Source organism: Vicinamibacterales bacterium (genome assembly GCA_035699745.1).
In the GTDB taxonomy this organism is placed as follows: domain Bacteria; phylum Acidobacteriota; class Vicinamibacteria; order Vicinamibacterales; family 2-12-FULL-66-21; genus JAICSD01.
This window is the reverse complement of the sequence record DASSPH010000108.1, coordinates 1-20131: the sequence shown is the minus strand read 5'-3', so window position 1 is coordinate 20131 and position 20131 is coordinate 1. Positions and strand designations below refer to the sequence as shown.

Genomic DNA, 20131 nt, shown 5'->3' with positions numbered 1-20131 from the left:
GCCCCGCCCCGCCCGCGGCAGCCGCCCGGATCTCACTCGTCGCGCAGCGCCGCCGCGGGATCCACGCGCAGCCCGGCGCGCGCCGCCGCGAACGCCGCCAGCATCCCGGTCAGCCCGACGCCGGCGGCGACGAATCCCAGCACCACCGGATCGCGCGGACGCACCTCGAACAGCAGACTCGCGATCACCCCGCCTGTGGCGGCGGCCCCCGCCAGTCCCACGGCGAGGCCGCCGCCGATCGCCGCGAGGCTCTGACGCAGCACGAGACCGAGCACCTGCCGTCCCCGCGCGCCGAGCGCCACACGGATGTTGATCTCGCGGCGCCGCCGCAAGACCCCATAGGCCGTCGTCGCATAGACGCCGAGGACCGCGATCAGCAGCGCTGCCCCGCCGAAGGCGCTGAAGAGCGACGCCTGGTAGCGGCGCCCCTCGACGGCCGTGTCGACGACCTGCCGCAGCGGCGCGACGGCGGCAATCGCCACCTCCGGATCGATGTCGCGGATGGCCCGCCGCACGGCGGCGACGACGGCACCCGTGTCCCCGTCGACGCGGACGACCAGCACGGACCTGCCTTCGTTGTTCGACCAGTAGGGAATGTAAACCATGAGCGGGGACTGGGTCTCGAGCGCCGTCACGCGGCCGTCGCCCACGACCCCGACGACGCGGTAGCGGACGGCCGGGTCGGCGCGAGCGAACTCGCGGCCGACCGCGTCCTCCCCCGGCCAGAGCGTCTGCGACGCCCGCATCGAGATCACCGCCGGCGGTACGGTTGACGTCCGATCGGAGGGATCGATCGCCCGCCCGCGAAGCAGCGGCATCCCGATCGCGCGGAAGTACTCCGGACCGACGAACCGGTAGTTCGCGCTCGGCCGCGCCGCGCCGGCGGTGGGACGATCGGGACGCACCATCACGTCCACCCACGTCTCGCCCGTGAGCGGCAGCGCCGAGGTCCACGCCGCGCTGGTGACGCCCGGGATCTCGCGCACGCGATCGTAAATGCGATCGTAGAGCGCAGCCCGAGCCGCGATGCCCGGATAGCGCGCCGAGACCGGCGCGATGTCGATCGTCACCGCCCCCTCCGGGGAGAAGCCGGCGTCGACGCGAAGCAGCCGCGTGAGGCTCGACACGAACAGGCCGCTCACCGCGAGCAGCATCACCGACAACGCGACCTGCGCGCTGAGCAGCGCCGCGCGCGCGCGTCGTCCGCCGCGATCGCTGGTCCGCCCGCCGGCGCGCAGCGCCGACTCAAGCGTGCCGCCGCCGATCTCGAGCGCCGGGAGCAGCGCCACAGCCAGCGCGGCGAGCCCGGCCGCGAGCCCGGCGAACGCGAGGACGCGGGCGTCGATCGAGACGTCCTGCACGCGCGGCAGCGCCCGGGGGGCGGTGGTGACGAACACGCGCAAGCAGAGGACCGCGACGCCGACGCCTGCCGCGGCGCCGATCGCCGCCAGCCCAAGCTGCTCGACGATGACCGCGCGCACGAGCCGCCAGCGCGCCGCGCCGAGCGCGCCGCGCACGGCGACATCCCGCTTCCGCGCCGCGGCGCGCGTGAGCGTGAGGTTCGCCAGGTTGGCGCACGCGATGAGCAGCACGCCGCCGATCGCGCCGAGGAGCAGGAGGAGGCCGCGGCGCGACGAGCCGACGATGGTCTCGGTGAGCGGCATCACCCACGCGCGCAGTTCCGCCGCCTCACGTGTTTCGCGGCGCGCGATCTCGGCGACAGTGCCTTGGAGCACGTCCATCTCCGCCCGCGCCTGCGCCAGCGTGACGCCCGGTTTCAGCCGCGCGACGACGCCGTAGTTGAACTGTCCTATCCAGTCGAAGTCGGAGAGCGAGATACGGAACGGGACGATCGCGTCGACGGTCGTCGACAGCGTGCCGGACGGGTTCAGCGTCGCGAGCGCGGGGAGCGCGGAGCCGCGCGGCAGCACGCCGACGATCGTGTACTGCGTGCCGCCGAGCGTCAGCACCCGGCCGAGCACGGCAGGATCGGCGCCGAGCCGGTCGCGCCAGAGCGCATCGCCGATGACCGTCACGCGCGGCCGATCGGGGCGCTCGTCATCGAGCGTCAACCCGCGTCCGAGCGCGACCGGCGTCTGCAGCACGTCGAAGAGCGTCCCGGAGGTGCGAAGCACGCGCACCTGCGCCGCATCGGCGACGCCGGTCAGCGTCGAGGTCCGCCAGTCCATCTGCGCCATCGCCGTGAACGAGGCCGCGCGGGTCCGCCAGACGTCGAAGTGGCGCGGCGTCACGGCCAGCGTTGGATAGCGATGCGCGACGCCCGGCATGATCTCGCGGATCGAGACGAGCGCCTCCGGGTCGGGATACGCGAGCGGACGCAGCAGCACCCCGTTCACGATCGAGAACACGGCGGTGGCGGCGCCCAGCGTCAGCGCCAGCGTCCCGATCACGGCGGCGGCATACAGCGGGTCCCGGCGCAGCCCGCGCCAGGCATCGCGCAGATCGAAGAGGATGTCGGCCATGCCGGTTAGACGGACCGCGCCGCGCGCGGGGTTGCAGCCAGGCCGCCGGGGAATTGCGCTACTTGCGGCTGAACAGGGCGCGGAAATCTTCGCGATCCTTCAGCGGGGCAAAGCGCGGATCTTCCGCGATGGCGGCCGGCAGATACCGCGCCGGGATCGTGTTCAGCCAGGCCACGGCAGCCGCGGGGTCCCCTTTCATGAGGCACGCGTGCGCTGCGGGGAGGCCGAGATCGCGCGGGCCGAGCCCCTTCCCTTTCAGCTGCTCCAGTTCCGCGCAGGCGGCGGCGTACTGCTTGTCGCCCAGCAGGGCTTCGCCGTAGGCCAGCCGCATGCGGTGATCGTCGGGCCGCGCGGCGACGAGACGCGCGTACTCGGTGGCCGCCTCCTTGAACTTCCCCGACTGCGCGTAGCCGGCGGCGGTGGCCTCGCCGAGCGAGCCGCGGAGCGCCGACTGGTACGGCGCCGACGTGGCCGCCATCACGAACTCGAGCGTCTCGTCGATGACGCGCCGCGTCAGATCGTTGTCGTCCAGCGCCTCGAAGCCGTGGTGCCCGCCGGCGTAATTCAGCAGCGTCAACGGCGCATTCTGCGCGACGGCGCGCGACGCCAGCGTGCCGATCAGTTCGTTGAGCGGCGGGCGATCGAGTCCGGCGCGGACGTAGAGGATCGGCAGGTCGAGCCGGAACCGCTGGATGGTGGCGGCGCCGTAGTAAATGACCGCCGCCTTCACCGCGGTCAGCGACGGATCCTGCAGCGCCGGCAGGGCCGCCGACACGTTCCCCGACGCGGCGTAGACGGCGATGCTGTCGATGCCGTACTCGGCGGCCTTCTGCTCCAGGTGCGCGAGCAGCAGCGTGAAGTCCGCCGCTTCGCTCCCGCCGCGAAGGTCGGGCACGATCCCGACGATCCCCTTTGACGCGGCGGTCCGCGCCCAGGCTGCGTAGAAATCCCACTTGCGATCGGCGCCCGCGGCGCGATTGAAGAAGATCAGCGCCGGCCGGCGCCTGGCTGCCGCCGCCGGCGGCCTGTAGACGTCCATCGCGAGCACGGTCGTTCCGCTCTTCGCGTACTCCACGTCCCCCGAGACCGTGATCCCCGGCGCCGGCGGCGGAAAGGCATACGGCGGCTGCTGCGCCGCGGCCATGACGGGCGCAGACAGAACACACGAAAGGAGCGCGGCTGGGCGAATCATGCAGCGCAGTGTACCGGCGCCCCTGCCCCGCAGGGAGATTCGGTGACGAGCGTTCGACGGTGCGGGACGAGCCCCACCCCCTGGGGGCAGACCGACCCTCGCCCCTCGAACCTCGATCCTCGGCTGTCGGCCAATCCGTTGGCCGGCGGCCAATCGAATGGCCGCACCACGCCTCGCTCCTTCGCATATTCACGCCGGAATCATCGCTCCCGGGCGCGGCATCCACATTGCTGCCCACTCTCCACTCACTTCTTCGCAACTGATCTCAGGTCGCCGGCCACGCCGCCGCCAGGAGTCCGATCATGCTGGCTCGAATCTCCGCACTCGCCCTCGCGTTCGTCGGCCTCCTGCCGTACGCCGCGGAGGCGCAAGCGACGGTCACCTATCGCCTGCACAACGAAGCGTCGACGATCAACGCCGCGAAGCAGTTGAAAGCCGCGCCTCCCGATGTCGCGGCGGTCGTACGGCGCTCGCCGGACTTGAAAGGATCCAGCTCCAACTGGTTCCTCGTGCTCGATTACTTCGAGACGCAGGCCGGCGTGCCGAACCTGTCGGGAACCATCCCGGCAAACTCGGTGGTGACGTTTTCGGTCTGGCTGCGAAAGACCACGGTCGAAGGGATCTTTCATCCGACGGCCGTCCTCCACTTCAATCAGTACTGGGGACCGGTCCTCGGCCTCTGCGGCGCCGGCCAGGGACCGGACACGACGCTCCCGAAGCTGACGACGACGTTCACCAGGTACACGTTCAGCTGCACGATTCCCACCGATCGCGCGATGGCGAGCAGCGATCGCTTCTACGCCGAGATCGGCGCGTGGGTCGATTCGGCGCCGGCCAGGAAGAGCGTCCAGGTCGAACTGGGCATCGAAGGCGTGCTCAACGGCAACTACGATTCGACGATCGTCGTGCCGCTGCCGGTCGCGCCCGCCATCTCCGCCATCGCGCCGGCGTCCGGCCCGGCCGGACAGGCGGTGACGATCGACGGCCAGAACTTCGGGGCGTCGCAAGGCAGCAGCAGCGCCACCTTCAACGGCACGCCCGCCACGGTGACGAGTTGGAGCAACACGAGAATCGTGGCCGAGGTGCCGTCGGGCGCGACCAGCGGGCCGGTCGTCGTGACCGTGAACGGCACGAGCAGCAACGGTGTCACCTTCACCGTCATCCAGCCGCCGACGATCAGCGCGTTGAATCCGACGTCGGGCATCGCCGGACAGCAGGTCACGATCACCGGCGCGAACTTCGGCAGCGCGCAGGGCAGCAGTACCGTGCGATTCAACGGCGTCGACGCGACGCCGACGAGTTGGAGCGGCGGATCGATCGTCACCACCGTGCCTGCGGGTGCCACGACGGGGCCTGTGGTGGTCACGGTGAACGGACTGACGAGCAACGGTTCGCCGTTCACCGTCATTCCGCCGCCGACGCTGGCGGCCCTCCAGCCTTCCTCGGGATATCCAGGCGATCCGGTGACGATCTCGGGCAGCGGTTTCGCGCCGGAAGGCTCGTCGGTGACGTTCAATGGCATTGCCGCCGCGGTGACGTCCGCGACGGCGACCACGATTGTGACCTCCGTGCCGGCACAGGCGACGTCGGGGCCCGTCGTCGTGATCGCCAACGGACAATCGAGCAATGCGCTGCCGTTCACCGTCCTCACGCCGCCAACCACCGGGACGCTGACGATACGGACCTACGTGTACGACGAGAGCGCTCCGGGCCACCAGGGATCACCGGCGGGCGCCGACGTGTACGTCGCGATCGACGGTGTGCCAGCAGGCCGGACCGCGGCGGACGGTACCTTGTCGGTAGACGTCGCCCCTGGCGAGAAGGTCGTGACCGCCACGGTGCCGTCCACGTCGCAAGGCAACGCGATCGCCACCGTCGTGGCCGGTCAGACCGCCATCGCGACCGTCATCCTGACCGACTCCGGGGACGTGGCGGAGTCCACGCCGCTGGTCGTCGGCGAAGTCGTCGACGGCATCGTCCCGGTGACCTCGCCGACGTTCACGATGTCGTTCATGCGCGGCGGCACGCTGCTCCCGGTCGCGAAGCTGGAGCAGGTCGAGCTGATCAATCGCGCCGGCAACATCGAGTTCGAGCTGAGCAGCATGTTCGTGCTCTCGAGCGGGCGGATGGTCGCGCAGGACCCCGCATGGTTCTTCGTCTGGCTGCCGAACGTCGAACCGGCGGTGCTCCGCGTCCGCGCGCTGGATGCGGATGGGTTCACTCACGAGAGCAGCGTCGAGTTCAGCCTCGGGCAGCTCGCGTTGAATGTGACCGTCGCTCCCCCGCCGTCCAACCCGGCTCTGGCGGTGTCGAATATCGATGTGACCGTGTCGGTCGCGGGCACGGCGATCCAGATGCAGCGGACGACCGACTCGCAGGGACGCATCACGCTGCCGCTGATGCCGTACGCGACCGTCAGCCTCGACGCCGAGAAGCAGGCGGCCGGCGACTTCTACTACGGTGAAGGCGTGATGGCGCTCACCGAGGACTCGTCGGTGACGCTCGTCATGCGCAGCGTGACCGACATTCGCAACGGCGTGCCGCCGCTCGAAGTGCCGCCAAGCGCCCTGGTGTCACTGGCGACGCCGGCTGAGGCGAGCGCCAGGAGCGCCGCCTCGTCCGGTGCGTCTGCGTTCCGCCAGCCGGCTGTCGCGTTGACCGCGGCGGCCGAGGGACCGACGGCGTCGGTGCTCGTGACCTCCGACGGCCAGGGTGAGCCGGTTGAACAGAGCGCGCCGCTGACGGTGCCGCAGGGCACGAAGAAGGTGACGCTCAAGTACACCGTGACCAGCGCCGAGTATCCGGAATGGGTGCGCCAGAAGAGCCCGTACGACGACGTGTGGGTGATCGACGTGTTCGCCGGACGGCAGCGTCTGTTCAACATCCGCCGTCAGGTCAACGCGCAGCTCACGGGCGATCCGGCGTGGCAGGCCAACGGCAGCACGGGCGAAATCCAGGAGGAGCTCAACGTCGAAGCTCTGACGACGACGCAGGACGTCGAGCTCACGCTGCGCGCCAGCGCCACCAACATCAAGGATCATCTGTTCCCGACGTCGGTGAGCGCGGTGCTGGGCGCCGAGCCCAAACTGGCGATCCGGAAAGCCGACAAGGACGTCGCCAAGCCGCAGCCGGCGAGCATCGTCGATCCGGACGTGAAGCAGACGAAAGGCGACTCGACGTACTACAGTATCCCGACGGGCACGACGAACGTCTACGAGCGGTGGTTCACGTTGACCGTACAGAAGCCCGAGAACACGACGGTCGAGCGCGTCACGCTCAAGCTGAAGGACGCGGCCGGGACCACGCTGCAGACGCTGCTCAACGACGAAGCTCCGGGAGCGAACGTCCAGTTCGAGGACGAAGGACGCAAGATCAAGGTGCGCGCGTCGATGCACACCGTCTCGTCGACCGTGCCGACGATCCCGCCGGCGACGCATTACCTGCGCTACGAGTTCGTGGTCAAGGGCACGGCCGACGGCGACCCGGTGGAGTCGGATCCGAAGGAGTCGCCCGAGATGCACGCGCTCTGGCGGATGCCGCAGATCTTCGGCCGGTATTCGAAGCGCGAGACCGGCCTGGACGACTGGGCGTCGCGCGGCGCGTTCGACTGGCTGACGAAGCACTCCGGACTGATGCGCCGGATCAACGACATCTCCGGGGAGCACGCGCTCGATCTCGGGCATCAGGGGCACGCGCGCGGCGTCGACATCGACATGTTCCACTTCTATGTCTTCGACGCCAACAAGAGCGGCCAGCAGAATTACGAACTGCTGCGCGACAACGTGTTCGCCGCGCTCAACGGCAGCGCCGCGGCGAAGACGGCCGTCACGTCGTGGGTGTCGGAATCGCGCACCGGGCTTGGCGCCTTGATGGATCTGGCGGATGTGACCAATGTCATTTACGCCGTCGGGAACAGCCGGACCGAGGGGGCGATCACGCTGCCCGAGGGATGGGCGGCGACCCTGATCAAGACCGGCACACTGACGGCGAGCCAACTGACGCTCGATACAGGTACGGGCGCCTGGAACAAGGCGAACAGCTCCAAGTTCCTGTACAACACGATTCACAACTCGCACGTCCACGTGTCGCTCGACGATTCGAAGCTGTTGAAATGAAGCCTGTCCGCGCGGCGCTGCTCGCCGCACTCATCGGCGCCGCCGCGGCGGGCGTGGACGCAGTGGACGCCGCCTCCCGGCAGCCGGCTGCGCCGCCGTGCGAGCGCGAGCGCGCCGGGATGCTCCGGGCAACCGGCGACGCGAACGATCCCGGCGTCAGATCGATGAGGCGGCGCATCGATCGGGCGCTGGTCCTCTTCCGTCTGCACAAGCGGCCCGACGCGCTCCGGCAGGTCGACGCCGCGGCGCGGGATCTTCAGGCCCACCCGAGTCTGTTCGCCCGCCGCGCCGCCCGGATGACCGCCGCCCTGTCGTCGCTCCGGAAGTGCGTGTCGACCGCGACCCCGCCGGCACTGGCGACGGTGGACGTCCGCGTCTTCCGCCTGGACGGCGGGACACTCGATGCCATGGGGGCCAGGGACGGCGCGGGCATCTACATCCGCGTCGACGACGTCGGCGTCGGCCGTACGAAAGCAGGCGGAACGCTGCGAGTCGAGGTCCCGGCCGGATCGGTGCGCCTCACGGCCGTCGTCCCCTCGACGGCCGAAGGGCGCAGCGTGGTGACGGTCGAGCCCGGCGGATCGAGCAGCGCGTCGATCGGGCTGGACGGCGACCGTGACGTGATCGAGGAGACGGACCTGGTGCTCGCGGAAGCGCGCGACGGCGTGGTTGCCGCGGGCGCGACATCACTGACCTTGCGTTTCGTCTCCGACGCCGGACCGGTGGCGCTTCGAAGCGGCGTGCAGATCGATCTTCTGGATCATTCCGGGGGCGTCGCGCAGGCGCTCACGCCGCTGTTCAGGATTGCCGACGGCGCGATCGTCGCGGCGGACGTCTCAGCGGTGATGGCGGCGCTGCGCCGCGATGCCGACGCGCCGGTTCGCTTGCAGGTCCAGGCGGTGGATGCCGACGGATTCACGCACGCGAACGACGTGCAGTTCCGGATCCGCTAGGCGGTGCGCAGCGGCGTGGAGTCGATCTCGAGCGTTTCGAGACGTTCGAGCGCGGTGTAGTCCGTGAGGTCGGGCTGCAGCGGGGTGACCGAGATGTAGCCGTCGTGCACCGCCTGGAAGTCCGACCGATCGTGCGGCTCCCAGTCGTTCTGCCCTTCCTCGATCCAGTAATACGGCCGTCCGCGCGGATCGCAGCGCTCGTCCACGATCGTGACGTGGTTGCGCTTGCCCTGGACCGTCAGGCGGAAGCCTTTCGGCGTGCCCGTGGGGACGTTGATGCTCAGGAAGGTGCGCGGCGCGAGACCGACGCGGAGGACCAGCGAGGCGATCGTCGCCGCCGCGGCCGCTGCGGGACCGAAGTCGTAACTCCCCTGCGTGCGCGCCAGCGACACCGCGATTCCGGGCACGCCCAGCAGCGAGGCCTCCATCGCGCCCGACACCGTCCCCGAATACGTCACGTCGTCGCCGATGTTGAGTCCCTTGTTGATGCCGGAGACGACGACGTCCGGCGGCGCGTCGAAGAGCTTGGTGAAGGCGATGTTGACGCAGTCGGTGGGCGTGCCGTCCACTTCGTAGACGCCGGCGCGCAGCTGCTCGAGGCGCAGGGGGCGGCGGAGCGTCAGCGCGTGGCCGATGGCGCTCGCTTCGATGTGCGGCGCGACCACGGTGACGTCGCCGAGCGGGCGCAGCGCGTCCGCGAGCACGTGGAGCCCGTCCGAATGGACGCCGTCATCGTTGGTGACCAGGATCCTGGGCATGTGAAAACGCCAAGTATAACAGCACGCTCGCGGCGAGGGCGAGGCTGGCGCCGGTGAGAAACGCGGCGGCGGGCGAGACGCGCGTCCAGATGGCGCCGAAGATCAGGCTCGCGGCGAGGCCGCCGGCGCCGAGCGCGCCGTTGTAGATCCCGAAGGCGATGCCGCGCGCGGAGGCGGGCGCCATGTCGGCGACCCAGGCCTTCTCGACGCCTTCGGTGAAGCCGAAGTAGATGCCGTAGGCGAGGAAGATGGCGATCACGATCGGCACGGAGGTGGTCCACGCGAACGCGGCGTAGATGGCGGCGTACCAGAGATAGCCGCCGATGATCAGCGCGCGGCGGCCGAACCGGTCGGACAGCGTGCCGCCGATCACGGAGGCGCTCATCTTGACGACGTGGAGCGCGGACCAGAGCAGCGGGATCCAGACCGGCGCGATCCCGAGATCGGTGAGCCGCAGCAGGATGAAGGCGTCGCTCGCATTGCCGAGGGCGAAGACCGTGATGATCGCCATCGCGAGGTAGAAGCGCCGAGGCAGTCCGCCGCGCCAAAAACGGGGACTGTCCCCTTTTCCCCGCGCGGCGGAGCGATTTTCTTGGGAAAACTGCGGATCCCGCATTTTTGGCGGGGCTTTTTCTGCGGAAACGGTGACAGTCCCCGTTTTCGGCGGGGCGGGCAGGCGCAGGATCAGCAGGATCACCACGATCCCCGGCACCAGCGTCCACGCGAACAGCGAACGGTACGCGTCCGGATAGAAATACAGATACGCCGTCGCGATCAGCGGGCCCGCCACCGCGCCGGCGTGATCCATCGCGCGATGGAAGCCATAGACCCGCCCCCGCGTCCCAGGCGGCGCGAACCGCGCGAGCATGGCATCGCGCGGCGAGGAGCGGATCCCCTTGCCGAGCCGATCGGTGAAGCGCAGCGCGAGCACCTGCGGCCACGACGTCACCAGACCGATCAGCGGCCGCACCGCCGACGACAGTCCGTAGCCGGCAAGCACCAGCGTCTTCGGCTGCCCGGATCGATCCGTCAGCCATCCCGAGAAGATCTTCAGCGCGCTGTTCGCCGCCTCGGCGACGCCTTCGATCACGCCGAGCGACATCGCCGTGCCGCCCAGCGTCCGCGTCAGGAACAACGGCAGCAGCGGGTAGATCATCTCCGTGGCCATGTCGGTGAAGAAACTCACCCACCCGAGGAGCCAGACCGGCCTGGAGAGACCGTAGCGATCGAGCGGATTGCCGGAGGGATCCTGGCCGTACGGTGCCTGCACGATCCGTCCATTGGACCATAATCATGGCCATGGCGCCGTTCGATGCGGTTCTGTTCGTCGCGTTCGGAGGACCGCAAGGGCCGGACGACGTCCGCCCGTTCCTGGCCAACGTGCTGCGCGGACGCCGCGTCAGCCCCGAACGGGTGGAAGAAGTCGCCCACCACTACGAGCGGTTCGGCGGCGTGTCGCCGCTGACCGACCTGACGATGAAACAGGCGCGCGCCCTGGAGTCGACGCTGGCGGCGCGCGGGCTGCCGCTCCCCGTGCACGTCGGGATGCGGAACTGGCATCCGTTCCTCGCCGACACGCTGACGGAGATGTCGGCGCGAGGCGTCAGGCGCGCCATCGGCATCCTCGCGGCGGCGCAGCGAAGCTATTCGGGCTGCCTGCAGTATCGCGAGAACGTGCGCGACGCCCGCGCCGTGGTGCGGCAGGCGGGGGCGCCCGCGCCCGAGATCGTCTACGTGGGCGACTGGCACGAGCATCCAGGGTTCATCGCCGCCCATGCGGACCACGTGCGGCGCGCGTACGAAGCGCTCTCCCCCGGCGTTCGCGACCGCGCGCGCCTGATCTTCACCGCCCACAGCATCCCGACGCCGATGGCCCGCCGCTATCCCTACGAAGCGCAGCTGCAGGCGTCCGCCAGGCTGATTGCCCAGGCCGCCGGCCGCGCCGACTGGACGCTCGTGTACCAGAGCCGAAGCGGCCGCCCCGAAGATCCGTGGCTCGAGCCCGATATATGCGACTATTTGCGCCGGGAGCGGGCGGCCGGCCTGGACGCCGCGGTCCTGTGCCCCGTCGGCTTCCTCTGCGACCACGTGGAAGTGCTCTACGACCTCGACGTCGAGGCCGCGGCAGTGTGCCGCGAGACCGGGATCGCGATGGCGCGCGCCGAGGCGGTGAACGTGCACCCCGCCTTCATCGAGGCGCTCGCCGATGCCGTCGCCGGGACATACGGGCGGTATCGGGGCGGACGTCCCCTGGCGTTGGCTGCAGCGGTGTAGCTGCCGTGGAGATCTGAAAAGGAAGGGTCATGCGTAGAGTTGCCGTCCTCTTCTTCGCCGTTGCGCTCCTCTTCACCCCGTCCACCGCGGACGCGCGACAGCTGGTCGGCGTCGGTCCGGGCGGCGGGCAGGCCGAGTTCCCCATGATCCTGCCGCCGGGGCGGGTCCCGAAGACCGGCACCGGACGGCTCCGCGGCCGGATCACCGCCGCGGACACCGGCGCGATCGTCCGCCGCGCGCAGGTGCGGATCAGCGGCCAGGACATCGGGAGCAAGACGGCCTTCACCGATGCGCAGGGGCGCTACGAGTTCCGCGACCTCCCCGCCGGCCGCTTCAACCTGAGCGTGTCGAAGTCCGGGTTCGTCACCATGCAGTACGGCCAGAGCCGGCCGTTCGAGTCGGGCAAGCAGATCGAGCTGGCGGACGCACAGGTGATGGAGAAAGCGGACGTGTCGCTGCCCCGCGGCAGCGCCGTGTCCGGCCGCATCCTCGACGAGTTCGGCGAGCCGGTGGCGGACGCGAGCGTCAACGCGATGCGCCTGCAGTACGCCTCCGGCAGGCGGCGGCTGGTGCCGTCGGGACGCGCGTCGACGACGAACGATCTCGGCTACTTCCGCGTCTTCGGCCTGCCGCCCGGCGACTACTACCTCACGGCGACGGTGCGGACGCTGGACTCGATGGTGATGGACCTGATCGGCGGCGGCGCCGCCGGCGGGCCCACCGGCTCGAACAGCAACTCCGGCTATGCCGCCACGTACTACCCGGGCACGACGAATCCCGCCGAAGCCCAGCGGCTGTCGCTCGTCGTCGGGCAGGAGATGCAGCTGGACCTGCAGATGCAGCCGGTCCGGCTGGCGAAGATCACCGGCACGGCGGCGAGCTCGGACGGCAAGCCGATGAGCAACGCCATGGTGATGCTGATCCCGGCGATGAAGGATGCGGTCGCGATGATCCCGGGCGGCACGTCGCGCACCGACAAGGACGGCAACTTCACGATCAGCAACGTCGCCCCCGGCGACTACACGCTGCAGGTGCAGTCGCTCGTCGCGCTGATGAACGCGGCCACGCAGGTGATGTCGATGATGGGCGGCGGCGACGCGAAGGATCCGCCGCCCGCGTCCAAGCCGATGGAGCGCGAGTTCGCCGTCGCCAGCGTCACCGTCGCCGGCGAGGATATCTCCGGCCTGGTCGTGACCGGGACGCGCGGCGCGCGGGCGACCGGCAGGGTCGTCTTCGAAGGGGATCAGAAGCCGGCCGAACCGATCACTTCACTGCGCCTGATCGCGGTCCCGAGCGATGCCGACAACATGGGGGCGGGCGCGTCGGCCTTCGGGATGGCGAGCGTCAAAGAGAACGGCACGTTCGAGATCGACGGGCTCGCGGGCGGACGGCTGTTCCAGTTCATGAATCCGCCGAAGGGCTGGTTCCTGAAGCGCGTCACGCACGACGGGGAAGACATCACCGACAGGGGGCACGACTTCAAGCCGGGCGAGGAAGTGGACGGCTTCGAGATCACGATGACGCAGCGGACGCAGCGGCTCACCGGCCGCGTGACCTCCGAGAGCGGCGATCCGGTGAAGGAGTACACGGTGGTCGCGTTCCCCGAAGACCAGGCCAAGTGGACGCTGCCGTCGAACCGCTGGATCGCGTCGGCGCGTCCGGATCAGGACGGCAGGTTCGAGCTGCGCTCGCTGCCCGCGGGCAAGTACCTCGCCGTGGCGGTCGAGTACGTCGCGCAGGGTGAATGGAACGATCCCGAGTGGCTGGCACGCGCCGCCAGGAACGCCACCAGGGTGACGCTGGACGAGGGGGCGTCGGCGACGATCGATCTGAAGTTGTTAAAATCGTAAAAAGTCACACGCGATCAACCGGTTCCGGGGCAAACTCGTCCAAAATGCCACGTATGCTCCGAACCACCGCTCTCTCCGTCGTGTGGGCGCTCGCGGCGGCGGCCGCAGTCCCCTCCCCCGCCGCGGCGCAGGAAATCCGTCAGCAGATTCAGATCACCGGCGCCGGCGGCGACACGGGACCGTTCCAGATCCTGCCGCCGGGGCGGCAGGCGAAGACCGGCACCTCACGGCTTCGCGGACGCGTCGCGGCGGCCGATACGGGCACCGCGGTCCGCAGGGCGCAGGTCCGGATCAGCGGCCCCGACATCGGGACCAAAACCGCGATGACCGACGCGCAGGGCCGCTTCGAGTTCCGCGACCTCCCCGCCGGCCGCTTCACCGTCACCGTCGCCAAAGCCGGCTACGTGACGATGCAGTACGGACAGACGCGGCCGTTCGAGCAGGGCAAGTCGATCGACCTCGCCGAGGGGCAGGCGATGGACCGGGCTGACATCTCGTTGCCGCGCGGCAGCGTGCTCGCCGGACGCGTCGCCGACGAATTCGGCGAAGCGGTGGCGGACGCCGAAGTGCAGGCGATGCGGCTGCAGTTCCAGAACGGCAGGCGCCGGCTGACGCCGTCGGGCCGCATGGGCACGACCAACGATCTCGGCCAGTTCCGCATTTACGGCCTCCCGCCCGGCGAGTACTACGTCACCGCGTCGCTCCGCAACATGAACGCGCTCGTCGTCGATCTGCTCGGCGGCGGCCCGGGCGGTCCGCAGGGCTCGAACCAGAACACCGGCTACGCGTCGACCTACTATCCGGGCACGCCGAATCCCGCCGAAGCGCAGCGCGTCTCGGTCGCGGTCGGTCAGGAACTGGCCAGCGTCGACATCCAGCTTCAGCCGGTGCGGCTCGCCAAGATCTCCGGCAGCGCGGTGGGGTCCGACGGCAAGCCGATGGCGAACGCCATGGTCATGCTGATGCCGAAGATGACCGATTCGGTCATGATCCTGCCCGGCTCCTCGGCGCGCACGAACAGCGACGGGCAATTCACGCTGAGCGGCGTGACTCCCGGAGACTACTCGCTGCAGGTCCAGTCGTCCGGCGGCGTCTTCACGGCGGCCTCCGGCGATGCGATGCGCTTCGTGTTCTCCACCGCCGACCGCGGCCCGGCCGGCGGCGCCCCCGGGCAGCAGGAGCGGGAGTTCGCGATGGCCAACGTCACGGTCGCCGGCGAAGACATCAGCGGCATGGTGGTGGTGGGATCGCGCGGGGCGAAGGCGATCGGCACGATCGCGTTCGAAGGAGGCATGAAGCCGGAGGGGGCCACCGCGATTCGCGTGACCGCGCCGCCCGCCGACGTCGACGCGATGCCGATGCCGACCTTCGGCGCGTCGAGCGTGAAGGACACCGGCGCGTTCGAAATCGAGGGGCTGATCGGCGGACGCATCTTCCGCGCCGCCAATCTGCCGAAGGGCTGGTTCCTGAAGCGCGTCGTCCACAACGGCGAGGACGTGACGGACAAGGGCGTGGAGTTCAAGCCCGGCGAGGAGGTCAGCGGCATCGAGATCGAGCTGACCAACCGCTCCACGACCATCAGCGGCGCCGTCACCAGCGCGCGCGGCGAGGCGCTGAAGGACTACACGGTGGTGATCTTCCCTGAGGACCCGTCGAAGTGGGTGCTGCCGATGAACCGCTGGACGGCGTCCGCCCGGCCGGATCAGGAGGGGCGGTTCCGGTTCACCAACCTGCCGCCCGGCAGCTATCACGCGATCGCGGTCGAGTACGTGGCCTCGGGCGAATGGACGGATCCGGAATGGCTGGCGCGGGCGGCGAAGAACGCGACGCGGGTGACGCTCGAGGAAGGGGCGGCGAAGACGCTCGACCTGAAGCTGTCGGGGTCCTGATCGGTCGAGCTACTCAGCTCACCTTGTTGAGCAGCTCGGCGGCTTCGTCCTCCGGATCGTCGGTTTCCGCCGGACCCTGCCGCCGGGCGTAGACGTACGAGATCAGGAAGATCGTCACGATCAGCGCGAACGAGAACCACTTGTTGATCTCGAGATGGATGATTCCCGAGGTCGACAGGTACTCCAGCAGCAGTTTCACGCCGACCCACGCGATGATGATGAAGGCGCCGTCCACGAGCGCGGGATAGCGCCGCACCAGCGCCAGCAGCTTGCCGATCACCAGCCGCATCGTGATGATTCCGAGGATGCCGCCGGTGATCACCACCCACGTCTTCGGCGACATCGCTACCGCGACCAGGATCGAGTCGACCGCGAACACGATGTCGGTCAATTCGACCTTCACCACCGTCGCCCAGAACGCGGTCAAGCCCATCCATGGCGTGGCCGGCTTGACCTGCCGTCGAGCTTGCGCGCCGCCGGCCGCGAGAAAATGCGCCGCCGACAAGTACAGAAGATAGAGCGCGCCGATCAGCTTCACCCACGCGATCTGAATCAGGTGCACCGCCAGCAGAACGGCAAGGATCCGGAACGCAAACGCGCCGAGGATGCCGTAGCGCAGCGCTTTGCGCTGCTGCCGGCGCGGCAGTCCGAGCACCAGGATTGCAAGAACCAGAGCGTTGTCGGCGCTGAGAAGCCCTTCGAGCAGGACGAGCAAGCCGATTGTCAGGAAGTCGGAGAATTGGACGTCCATGTGGCGACCGGATTACTTTATCAAGTAAGTGATGGAGTTTAAGGACTACTACGCCACGCTCGGAGTGTCGAAGACGGCGACCGACAGGGAGCTCAAACAGGCATACCGGAAGCTGGCGCGCAAGCATCACCCGGACGTCAACCCGGGCGACAAGGCGGCCGAAGCGAAGTTCAAGGAGATCAACGAGGCGTACGAAGTGCTCGGCGATCCCGACAAGCGCCGCAAGTACGACGAGCTCGGCGCGAACTGGCGGATGTACGAGCAGGCGCAGCAGCAGGGCCAGCCCTTCCCCGGCGGCTCCCCCTTCGGCGGGTTCGGCGGCGGATTCGGCGGCGGCGGCGGCGGCGAAGGGGGCGCGTGGACGATCAACATGGGCGGCCCCGGCGGCACGCGCACCATGACCGAAGAAGAGATGCGCGACATGTTCGGAACGGAGGATCCGTTCTCGGACTTCTTCCGCACGTTCTTCGGCGGCGGAGGCGGCGGCGAGACGCGCGGCCGCAGCGGGCGCGCGCCGCGGGCGCAGAAGGGGCGCGACATCGAGTCGGAGGCCGAGCTGACACTCGAGGAGGCGTACCACGGCGCGATGCGCCGCATCTCGATCACCCTCGGCGGCAGCGCGCGAAGCGTCGACGTGCGGATCCCGGCGGGCGTCAAGGACGGATCGCGCGTCCGCGCGTCCGGGGAAGGCGAGGCCGGTACGAGCGGCGCCGCGTCGGGGGACCTGTTCCTGCGCGTCCGCATCAAGCCGCACCCGGTGTTCGAGCGCAAGGGGGATGACCTCTACACCAAGGTGTCGCTGCCCGTGACCACGGCCGTCCTCGGCGGCGAGGCGCAGGTGCCGACGATCACCGGCTCCGTCCGCCTCAGGATCCCCGAGACGACGCAGCCGGGGCAGATCTTCCGGCTGAAGGGGCACGGGATGCCGATCGTCGGCCGGACGGATCAGAAGGGAGATCTCTACGCGACCGCCGACATCCAGCTCCCCCGCGCGCTCTCCAAGGATCAGCGGCAGGCGTGGGAACAGATCCGACGAACCGAGAGTCGTAATTAGTACTTCAACCAGCAAGCCCGACTGACCATGAACATCCAGAAGTACACCGAGAAAGCCCAGGAAGCCGTCATCAACGCCCAGTCGATGGCCGACCGCGAAGGGCACCCCGAGATCACGCCGGAACACCTGCTGCTCGCCCTGGTCACCCAGGAGGGCGGCATCGTCCCGGAGATCCTCCGCAAGATGAACATCGAGCCGGGGGCCATCGCGGCGGGCGTGCAGTCGGAGCTGGGGAAAAATCCCCGCGCGCACGGCGGGTCCCAGCCCGCGCTGTCGGCGCGGCTCCGGCAGGTGGCCAACGCCGCCGAGGCCGAGGCCCAGCGGCTGAAGGATGATTTCGTCAGCACCGAGCACCTGCTGCTCGCGCTCGCGTCCGAGACCGGCCGCACCGCGCCGTCGGCGCGGGTCCTGCAGCAGGCGGGGGGGACGAAAGACGCCATCCTGAAGGCGCTCACTTCGATCCGCGGCTCGCAGCGGGTCACCTCGCAGAACCCGGAGGGGACGTATCAGTCCCTCGAGAAGTACGGCCGCGATCTGACGGAGCTGGCGCGCAAGGGGAAGCTCGATCCGGTCATCGGACGAGACGACGAGATCCGCCGCGTGATCCAGGTGCTGTCGCGGCGCACGAAGAACAATCCCGTGCTGATCGGCGAGCCGGGCGTCGGCAAGACGGCGGTGGTCGAAGGGCTGGCGCAGCGGATCGTGCGGCAGGACGTTCCGGAGGGATTGAAGCAGAAGAAGATCGTCGCCCTCGACATGGGCGCGCTGGTCGCCGGCGCGAAGTACCGCGGCGAGTTCGAGGAGCGGCTCAAGGCGGTGCTCAAGGAAGTCGCCGACGCGCAGGGGCAGGTCATCCTCTTCATCGACGAGCTCCACACCGTGGTCGGGGCGGGGGCGGCGGAAGGGGCGATGGACGCCGCCAACATGCTGAAGCCGATGCTCGCGCGCGGCGAGCTCCACACCATCGGCGCGACGACGCTCGACGAGTACCGGAAGCACATCGAGAAGGACGCCGCGCTGGAGCGCCGCTTCCAGCCGGTGATGGTCGGCGAGCCGACGGTTGAAGACACGATCAGCATCCTCCGCGGCCTCCGCGAGCGCTACGAGATCCATCACGGGGTGAAGTTCAAGGACGCCGCGCTCGTCGCCGCGGCGGTGCTCTCCCACCGCTACATCACCGACCGGTTCCTGCCCGACAAGGCCATCGACCTGATCGACGAGGCGGCGTCGCGGCTGCGCATGGAGATCGATTCGATGCCGGCGGAGATCGACGAAGTGCACCGCCGGATCATGCAGCTCGAGATCGAGCGCGAGGCGCTGCGCAAGGAAACCGATCCGGCGTCGAAGGAACGCCTGGAGAAGCTCGAACGCGAGCTGGCGAACCTGAAGGAGGAGAAGAACCGGCTGACCGCGCACTGGGAGCAGGAGAAGGCGGCGATCCAGGGCTCGCAGAAGCTGAAGGAGGAGCTCGAGCAGGCGCGCAACGACCATCAGCGCGCGCAGCAGCTGGGCGACTACGCCAAGGCGTCGGAGCTGCAGTACGGCCGCATTCCCGAGCTGGAGCGCCGCATCCGCGAGCAGGAGGAGCGGCTGGCCGAGCAGCAGAAGGGCCAGCGCATGCTGAAGGAGCAGGTCGACGAGGAAGACATCGCGGAAGTCGTCGGCCGCTGGACCGGCATCCCGGTCAGCCGCCTGATGGAAGGCGAGATCCAGAAGTTGATCCGGATGGAGGAACGCCTCCACCAGCGCGTCGTCGGCCAGGACGAAGCGATCGCCGCCGTGGCGAACGCGATCCGCCGCGCGCGGGCCGGGCTGCAGGATCCGAATCGCCCGCTCGGCAGCTTCATCTTCCTGGGGCCGACCGGCGTCGGCAAGACGGAGCTGGCCCGGGCGCTCGCCGAGTTCCTGTTCGACGACGAGCACTCGATGATCCGCATCGACATGTCGGAGTACCAGGAGAAGCACACGGTGTCGCGGCTGATCGGCGCCCCTCCGGGGTACGTCGGCTACGAGGAGTCCGGCCAGCTCACCGAAGCGGTCCGCCGGCGCCCCTACTCCGTCGTGCTGTTCGACGAGATCGAGAAGGCGCATCCCGAAGTGCTCAACGTGATGCTGCAGCTGCTCGACGACGGCCGCCTGACCGACGGCAAGGGGCGCACCGTCGACTTCAAGAACACCGTGGTGATCATGACCTCGAACATCGGCAGCCACTTCATCGCCGACGCGGCGCTGCGCGGCGACGCGCTGTCAGAGGGGGTGCGGCGCGAGGTGATGGACGCGCTGCGCGGCCACTTCCGCCCCGAGTTCATCAACCGCGTCGACGACATCATCGTCTTCCATCCGCTGACCCGCGACCAGATGCGGACGATCATCGACATCCAGCTTCGCGGCCTGGTCAAGCGGCTGGAGGATCGCAAGATCCACGTGGAGCTGGCGGACCCGGCGAAGGACCTGATCATCGAGGAGGGCTACGACCCGACCTACGGCGCGCGGCCGTTGAAGCGGACGATCCAGCGCCGCATCCTCGACCCGCTGGCCATGCGCGTGCTGCAGGGAGACTTCCGCGAAGGCGACCGCGTGCGCATAACGGTCAAGGCGGGAGATCTCTCGTTTGAGAAGGCGGAACAGGATACGCTTGTAGGGAATCGGGTCATCGGGTGATCGGGCGATCGGGTGATCGGGCGATCGCGGTGATCGGGCGATCGCGGTGATCGGGCGGTCCGACGAGCTCGATCCCTCGATCACCCGATGGCCCGATCACCCGATGGCCCGATGGCCCGATGGCCCGATGGCCCGATGGCCCGATGGCCCG

Annotated in this window: 12 protein-coding genes; 7 read left to right on the top strand and 5 right to left on the bottom strand. The window is 69.2% G+C overall.

Annotation, left to right across the window (positions count from 1 at the left end; translation table 11 throughout):
• Positions 1-32 precede the first annotated feature (32 nt).
• Both VFK57_25270 and VFK57_25265 read right to left on the bottom strand, forming a co-directional pair.
• Positions 33-2483 carry an ADOP family duplicated permease gene (locus VFK57_25270; GenBank protein HET7699055.1) on the bottom strand — a complete coding sequence of 817 codons (2451 nt, stop codon included), beginning with the start codon at positions 2481-2483 and terminating at the stop codon, positions 33-35.
• Between the two features lie 58 nt (positions 2484-2541).
• Positions 2542-3675: a hypothetical protein gene (locus VFK57_25265; protein HET7699054.1), complete on the bottom strand. Its 1134-nt coding sequence runs from the start codon at positions 3673-3675 to the stop codon at positions 2542-2544.
• 302 nt (positions 3676-3977) lie between these two features.
• Between VFK57_25265 and VFK57_25260 the strand changes: the two genes are divergently transcribed.
• Positions 3978-7790 carry an IPT/TIG domain-containing protein gene (locus VFK57_25260; protein HET7699053.1) on the top strand — a complete coding sequence of 1271 codons (3813 nt, stop codon included), beginning with the start codon at positions 3978-3980 and terminating at the stop codon, positions 7788-7790.
• Positions 7787-8743: a hypothetical protein gene (locus VFK57_25255; protein HET7699052.1), complete on the top strand. Its 957-nt coding sequence runs from the start codon at positions 7787-7789 to the stop codon at positions 8741-8743. Before VFK57_25260 ends, VFK57_25255 begins: the two co-directional genes overlap by 4 nt.
• Here VFK57_25255 and surE read toward each other — a convergent pair.
• Both surE and VFK57_25245 read right to left on the bottom strand, forming a co-directional pair.
• Positions 8740-9501 (bottom strand): 5'/3'-nucleotidase SurE, encoded by a 762-nt coding sequence (gene surE, locus VFK57_25250; protein ID HET7699051.1) that lies wholly within the window; start codon positions 9499-9501, stop codon positions 8740-8742. The two genes, VFK57_25255 and surE, sit on opposite strands and share 4 nt — an antisense overlap.
• Positions 9473-10771 (bottom strand): MFS transporter, encoded by a 1299-nt coding sequence (locus tag VFK57_25245; protein HET7699050.1) that lies wholly within the window; start codon positions 10769-10771, stop codon positions 9473-9475. The genes surE and VFK57_25245 overlap by 29 nt, the downstream gene beginning before the upstream one ends.
• Before the next feature lie 29 nt (positions 10772-10800).
• On the opposite strand from VFK57_25245, the gene hemH reads away from it, so the two are divergent.
• The 3 genes from hemH to VFK57_25230 are packed head-to-tail and all read left to right on the top strand — an operon-like array spanning position 10801 to position 15514.
• Positions 10801-11775 (top strand): ferrochelatase, encoded by a 975-nt coding sequence (hemH, locus tag VFK57_25240; GenBank protein ID HET7699049.1) that lies wholly within the window; start codon positions 10801-10803, stop codon positions 11773-11775.
• Positions 11776-11804: 29 nt separating this feature from the next.
• The gene (locus VFK57_25235) at positions 11805-13625 is read left to right on the top strand and encodes a carboxypeptidase-like regulatory domain-containing protein (protein ID HET7699048.1); all 1821 of its coding nucleotides are present in this window, start codon (positions 11805-11807) and stop codon (positions 13623-13625) included.
• Between the two features lie 53 nt (positions 13626-13678).
• On the top strand, positions 13679-15514 hold the full coding sequence (locus VFK57_25230; GenBank protein ID HET7699047.1) for a carboxypeptidase-like regulatory domain-containing protein: 1836 nt from the start codon (positions 13679-13681) through the stop codon (positions 15512-15514).
• Positions 15515-15527: 13 nt separating this feature from the next.
• Here the strand turns inward: VFK57_25230 and VFK57_25225 are convergent, their stop codons facing one another.
• Complete coding sequence (locus VFK57_25225) at positions 15528-16265, bottom strand: hypothetical protein (GenBank protein HET7699046.1); 738 nt, start codon at positions 16263-16265, stop codon at positions 15528-15530.
• A 31-nt stretch (positions 16266-16296) separates the two neighbouring features.
• Here VFK57_25225 and VFK57_25220 point away from each other — a divergent pair, with 31 nt between their 5' ends.
• Both VFK57_25220 and clpB read left to right on the top strand, forming a co-directional pair.
• Positions 16297-17319: a DnaJ C-terminal domain-containing protein gene (locus tag VFK57_25220; GenBank protein HET7699045.1), complete on the top strand. Its 1023-nt coding sequence runs from the start codon at positions 16297-16299 to the stop codon at positions 17317-17319.
• Positions 17320-17346: 27 nt separating this feature from the next.
• Positions 17347-19980: an ATP-dependent chaperone ClpB gene (gene clpB / locus VFK57_25215; protein ID HET7699044.1), complete on the top strand. Its 2634-nt coding sequence runs from the start codon at positions 17347-17349 to the stop codon at positions 19978-19980.
• Positions 19981-20131: the final 151 nt, after the last annotated feature.

Excerpts from the sequence above, each read along its gene's own strand:
- VFK57_25255 (HET7699052.1), top strand. The coding sequence starts at position 7,787 with ATGAAGCCTGTCCGCGCGGCGCTGCTCGCCGCACTCATCGGCGCCGCC.
- clpB (HET7699044.1), top strand. The coding sequence starts at position 17,347 with ATGAACATCCAGAAGTACACCGAGAAAGCCCAGGAAGCCGTCATCAAC.
- VFK57_25230 (HET7699047.1), top strand. The coding sequence starts at position 13,679 with ATGCTCCGAACCACCGCTCTCTCCGTCGTGTGGGCGCTCGCGGCGGCG.
- VFK57_25225 (HET7699046.1), bottom strand. The coding sequence starts at position 16,265 with ATGGACGTCCAATTCTCCGACTTCCTGACAATCGGCTTGCTCGTCCTG.
- hemH (HET7699049.1), top strand. The coding sequence starts at position 10,801 with ATGGCGCCGTTCGATGCGGTTCTGTTCGTCGCGTTCGGAGGACCGCAA.
- surE (HET7699051.1), bottom strand. The coding sequence starts at position 9,501 with ATGCCCAGGATCCTGGTCACCAACGATGACGGCGTCCATTCGGACGGG.
- VFK57_25260 (HET7699053.1), top strand. The coding sequence starts at position 3,978 with ATGCTGGCTCGAATCTCCGCACTCGCCCTCGCGTTCGTCGGCCTCCTG.
- VFK57_25235 (HET7699048.1), top strand. The coding sequence starts at position 11,805 with ATGCGTAGAGTTGCCGTCCTCTTCTTCGCCGTTGCGCTCCTCTTCACC.
- VFK57_25220 (HET7699045.1), top strand. The coding sequence starts at position 16,297 with ATGGAGTTTAAGGACTACTACGCCACGCTCGGAGTGTCGAAGACGGCG.
- VFK57_25265 (HET7699054.1), bottom strand. The coding sequence starts at position 3,675 with ATGATTCGCCCAGCCGCGCTCCTTTCGTGTGTTCTGTCTGCGCCCGTC.
- VFK57_25270 (HET7699055.1), bottom strand. The coding sequence starts at position 2,483 with ATGGCCGACATCCTCTTCGATCTGCGCGATGCCTGGCGCGGGCTGCGC.